General features: G+C 36.3%; 2 protein-coding genes. Both read right to left on the reverse strand.

The window, feature by feature from the left end; translation table 11 throughout:
- Window positions 1-93: 93 nt before the first annotated feature.
- A complete protein-coding gene (locus tag CK510_RS26340) occupies window positions 94-1134 on the reverse strand; it encodes a 2-hydroxyacid dehydrogenase (protein WP_095724483.1) in 1041 nt (346 codons plus the stop codon).
- A 282-nt stretch (window positions 1135-1416) separates the two neighbouring features.
- On the reverse strand, window positions 1417-4647 hold the full coding sequence (locus CK510_RS26345; RefSeq protein WP_095724484.1) for a plasmid replication protein, CyRepA1 family: 3231 nt from the start codon (window positions 4645-4647) through the stop codon (window positions 1417-1419).
- Window positions 4648-4869 lie beyond the last annotated feature (222 nt).

Below are 4869 nucleotides of genomic sequence, written 5' to 3' on the forward strand. Positions count from 1 at the left end.
CTGCGCGTAGCTTGCTTCCACGGAGTGGTACGCCTTCTCGTAGAGTAGCGCGTAAAGCAAGGGGAGGGTTAGGGTGGGGTTCTTTTATTCTGGTTATGCTACCGGAGATGATATTGTACTTGTCTGAGATAAAGTTTTCGGTTCAGCTTTAACCTCATTAACGCAGGAAACCCCCTGCAAAACTTCAGTAATATTAGTAAGAGTAGTCTCCGCAATATTACTCACAGCATCTTCAGTGAAAAATGCCTGATGTCCAGTAATCAGAACATTATGAAAGGTTGTTAGACGGAGGAAAACGTCGTCTTGGATGATGGTTCCCGACAAATCTTCAAAGAACAGGTCAGATTCTTTTTCGTATACATCCAAACCTAGCCAACCAATTTTACCTGATTTTAAACCTCTAGTTACAGCTTTAGCATTAATTAAAGCACCTCTACTGGTGTTAATTAACATCACACCAGGTTTCATTTGTGCGATCGCATCACTGTTGATGAGATGATGGGTTTCCGGCATGAGGGGACAATGCAATGAGATAATGTCGGAATTGGCAAAAAGTTCTGGAAGCTCGACATATTTTGCTCCCAATGCTTCGACTTCGGGATTGCGGTATACGTCGTAAGCAAGCAGTTTACAACCAAATCCTTTGAGTATTTGGCTGACGATTACCCCAATTTTCCCTGTACCGATGATACCAACAGTGCGATCGCGCATGTCAAATCCCATTAGTCCATCGAGGGAAAAATTGCCTTCCCTGACACGGTTATAAGCACGGTGAATTTTACGGTTGAGGCAAAGAATCATTGCGATCGTATGTTCTGCGACTGACTGAGGTGAATATGCAGGAACGCGAACTACTGTGATACACAATTTGGCAGCAGCTTTTAAATCTACGTTGTTAAATCCAGCACATCGGAGTGCAAGCAAACTTGTACCATTTGCAGCAAGAGTTTCTAGGGTTGTTGCGTCAGCTTCATCGTTGACAAAAATACAAACTGCGGGACATCCTGCGGCAAGAATTGCTGTATCTTTATTTAGGTGGGGATCGAAGAATGCAAACTCATATTGTTGGTTTATGTTTGCTATTTCCAGGAATTTTTTGTCGTAGACTTTGGTACTGAAAACTGCCACTTTCATTGAAAACCTCACGGCATTTGAGAATTTGAATTTTGGGCTTAAATTCACATCAATACTTGTGTGTTAAGAAAAAAAGATTAAAATTCAAGAGAAAAAATTCTTTTTTTATTAACTTAAAAATATTGAGATTCACACTTATAGTAGCGCGGTAATTTCAAAGTGACAGGAGTACAAAAATCTTCTGTAAGATTTAATAAAAATTTTGTGTTTGTGCTGGGTTGATGTATTTTGTCTACACTGGATTTTTCAGACTATTATTTTTAGACTATTAAGATTATTAAGTTAAAACGGAACAGTCTGTATAACTTGAATGGGAACGGGTAATTTTTGAAGATTTGTCTGGTGTGTCGATACATTATATCTATTTGTACAAGTATCTATAGAATTGTTTGTATCTAAATCCACATTTTCAATATTTTCTAAGTTCATATTGTCTAAATTTCGATTGTTTAACTTAGCATTTTCTAACATTAACTTATCCCGTTGATGCCAAATATTAAAAATTTTTTCTCTACCATCATTCAGCAATAATTTGTCTATTTTGTAACTCTTATTAACTCGCTTTAATTTTAATCCCAACAAGTTTAATAATCTATTTAGTATTTTTAAACCAGAATGTTGATCGACTTCATTGATAATATTAATTCCCAACACTCGTTTAATATGCTGACTGCATTGCGAAGCCATATTTTTGAGTCGATTTAAATCAATATCATCCTCTGCAAATTCCCGTTCTGGTTCCAAAAATTGCTGCATTCCTAACGCACGTAATGCTTCAACTTTCAGGGTATAACCTTTTAAATCAGGTAAAAATACTTTTCCTTCTCCAGAAATTAATTGTTGATATAATTCTTGCTTATCCCGACATCGAAAATATTCACTTTCATGGGTAAGGTAATAGTGGATTAATAGTTGTGAATAATAACCTTTATCGTCTTGTTGCTTCAATAGTGGAGTTACTTTAATACCATATTTTTGCCAGAGAAGGTATTTATTAATTTGCTGTCTTTCCTTCTCAGTCAGAGCATGTTTTGTAGATAAATATTCATATTCCACATAATCAATATCTTTAGCATTTGCCACAGCGTTTGCCATTACATATTGATTCTGCTTCTTTATTTTGCGGATACTATTGCTAATTTCTTTTGCCTTTTGTTTGCTTTGCATCCAGTCTTTTTGGACTTTAACTATTTCCAAAATTAAGCGACGACGAGTTTTCAAGTCGCTAGGATCGGTTGCTAAAAAAGCATGACGTAAATCTCTAATAATATTATTTTGAACATCATTGCTTCTGAGCCAAATTTGATGACCATCTGACATCAAACCTTCTTTCATTGACTGACGATAAATGCTAATTGAAGCATTTACTCTTGCTGAGACTTTAGCCCAAGTTCGTAGGTGAATTGGGTCATAAACTAAAGGCAAATCAACATCGACTTTATGTAATGGACTCAATAAAGCTAGATTTTCTTTTTGATTTTCTTGATACCAATTTGATAGTAACTTGTAATTGGTACTACCGCTACCAATTAAACCAATTCCGCGTTTAGCACACCAAACTACACGAGGCACATTATCACGCACTCTTGCTAATGCTTGTCGCGCTTCTGAGTCGGGAATTACACCCTGAAAAATGCCATAAACACGGTCAAAATGTTGGACATCAATACTAACACCAGTTCCTAAGCTAGGAGTCACAAAAACCACGTCATATTCAATTATTTTTTGATTAATTTCTGCAACAAAATCAACAGCCTTATGTCCAGGAGTATTTGTCGTTCTACTGCTGACTAACAAAGATTTGGGAAATATTTTATGTAATTTTTCTAGACGCTCTTTTAAATACCGTTCGATAGTTTCACAACTGTAACGTCCTGCCCTACTATCAGTAGTAACATAACATTTACGTCCAGCAAGTATATCTAATTCAAGCTGTTGAATTAATGGTGTTGGGTTGGGAGAATCGTAAAAAGTAACATCCCATCCTTTTTCTGGTTTCCATTGATTAAGTAGTACCCAAGGAGTAATTTTGATTCCCGATAGCTGTTGTAAATACTCCAACGAAGTATCAGATAAATCAGCATCTTGAGCAATTATTAAACCACCTGTTGTCAGAACTGTATAAATTAGCTGCTGGAAACTTTTAAGAAGTTTGACTCGCTTATCTTTACAGGTAGTACTGTGAAGTAAATGCCATAAAGATTGTTCAACTTCATCTAAGATAATTATTCCCCCATGCCAATCTTCGGGATTCAGTTTCCAAATCGAATCAACACAAAGTCCAAGAGATGGGGAAGGAATATTAATATTTGGTTTTTCTTGTCTTTCTTCTCTACTCGTATATTCAATATTTTTTAGTCCCCATTGAATACCAACTTTCTCGCATAAAAATTTGCCAAGTTGAATCCGATGAGTAATCAGTAAAACAGGTTGATGATTACTTTTTGCTTGCTGGACAATATTTTGTATTGTAGTTGTTTTTCCAGTTCCCTTCGCTGATTTCACTCCAACTAATCCAGAATCGGGAAAATCTATTTCACCTAAATAACGACGATTAACTGTGAGTGCAACAGGTATAGTTAATTGGGTATGGGGTTTGATTTGAGCAAGGTAAATCTCTAAATCTGAACTTTGATTATAAATATTTTCAAACCCAATCATCCCCTGATTCACAATAAATTCATCAACTCCCTTTTCTCCCCCTGGTAACTTAACTACTTGAACGGGACATTTTTGGGATTGGAATAGTACACCTAATTGTGAAATTGCATTGTTAACAGCAGCAATTTTTTGTGGTTCAGTCTCAAAATCAAAGCAAATATAAAAAGTACGTTTAGTAATAGTAAAAGCTGCTAAGTCAGGAATCAGTTGACGACTCACAACTTTGCCAAATTTATCTTTAGTAACCCGATATCCACTAGTAATTCCTGGTATTGCGATCGCAACATATCCTAGTGACAGTAATGCGGCAGCTTTTTTAACTCCCTCACAAATAATTACCGGGATATTATTTTCCATTACCCATTGCCAAAAACCTAAACTTTCTTCGTTTAAGTCAATGTCATTATCTTTCGTTTTATTCTGAGAAGTATTTGATTCTGGAATGCTCAAATTATAACGTTGGGCAACTTTTTGCCATACTTGCAACGTCACACGCAAACAAAATATCCGCGTTGCCGTACCTGGAGGATGTTCGTACTTAATCGATTTACCTTTTTGATTGAGTCGAGGTAGGTTCGGTTTAAAACAACCCCATTCCATTGCCTGCCAATGATTTTGCGGATCGAGTCCAGAACACCACCAACCACCTGATGTAGTGTGGGAATAGCGTTGTAACCAGCTATTTCTCACCATTCCTGTATTTGTACGGGGTACTTGTGATGAAATCAGCAGATAACCATATGCGTCGCTGTCTTGGAGTGAAGTAAAATTTAAACTTGCAAGATGGGTATCTATACCGCTATCCTCGACTAGTTCTTCAAGGTGCTGGGGGTGTAGATCGTGGAGATGCATGTGGTGTGAGGCAGTATGGAACTGTGGAGTTAACAACTTACCATGCATTTATTTGTTTTGATAGAAGTATTTTTGAGGTTGATGAGTTACTTTTTTTACTTACGTCGCTTGAAATACATCGGTTATGTATTTGAGATGCTTTTATTCCCTTTCTACTATTGTAGTAATAAGTATGTATTGTGATATTTTTTCGTAAATAAGTTTTGTAAATCAGTAATATTA

This window comes from Brunnivagina elsteri CCALA 953 (assembly GCF_002289455.1).
Lineage (GTDB): Bacteria > Cyanobacteriota > Cyanobacteriia > Cyanobacteriales > Nostocaceae > Brunnivagina > Brunnivagina elsteri.

Excerpts from the sequence above, each read along its gene's own strand:
- CK510_RS26340 (WP_095724483.1), bottom strand. The coding sequence starts at position 1,134 with ATGAAAGTGGCAGTTTTCAGTACCAAAGTCTACGACAAAAAATTCCTG.
- CK510_RS26345 (WP_095724484.1), bottom strand. The coding sequence starts at position 4,647 with ATGCATCTCCACGATCTACACCCCCAGCACCTTGAAGAACTAGTCGAG.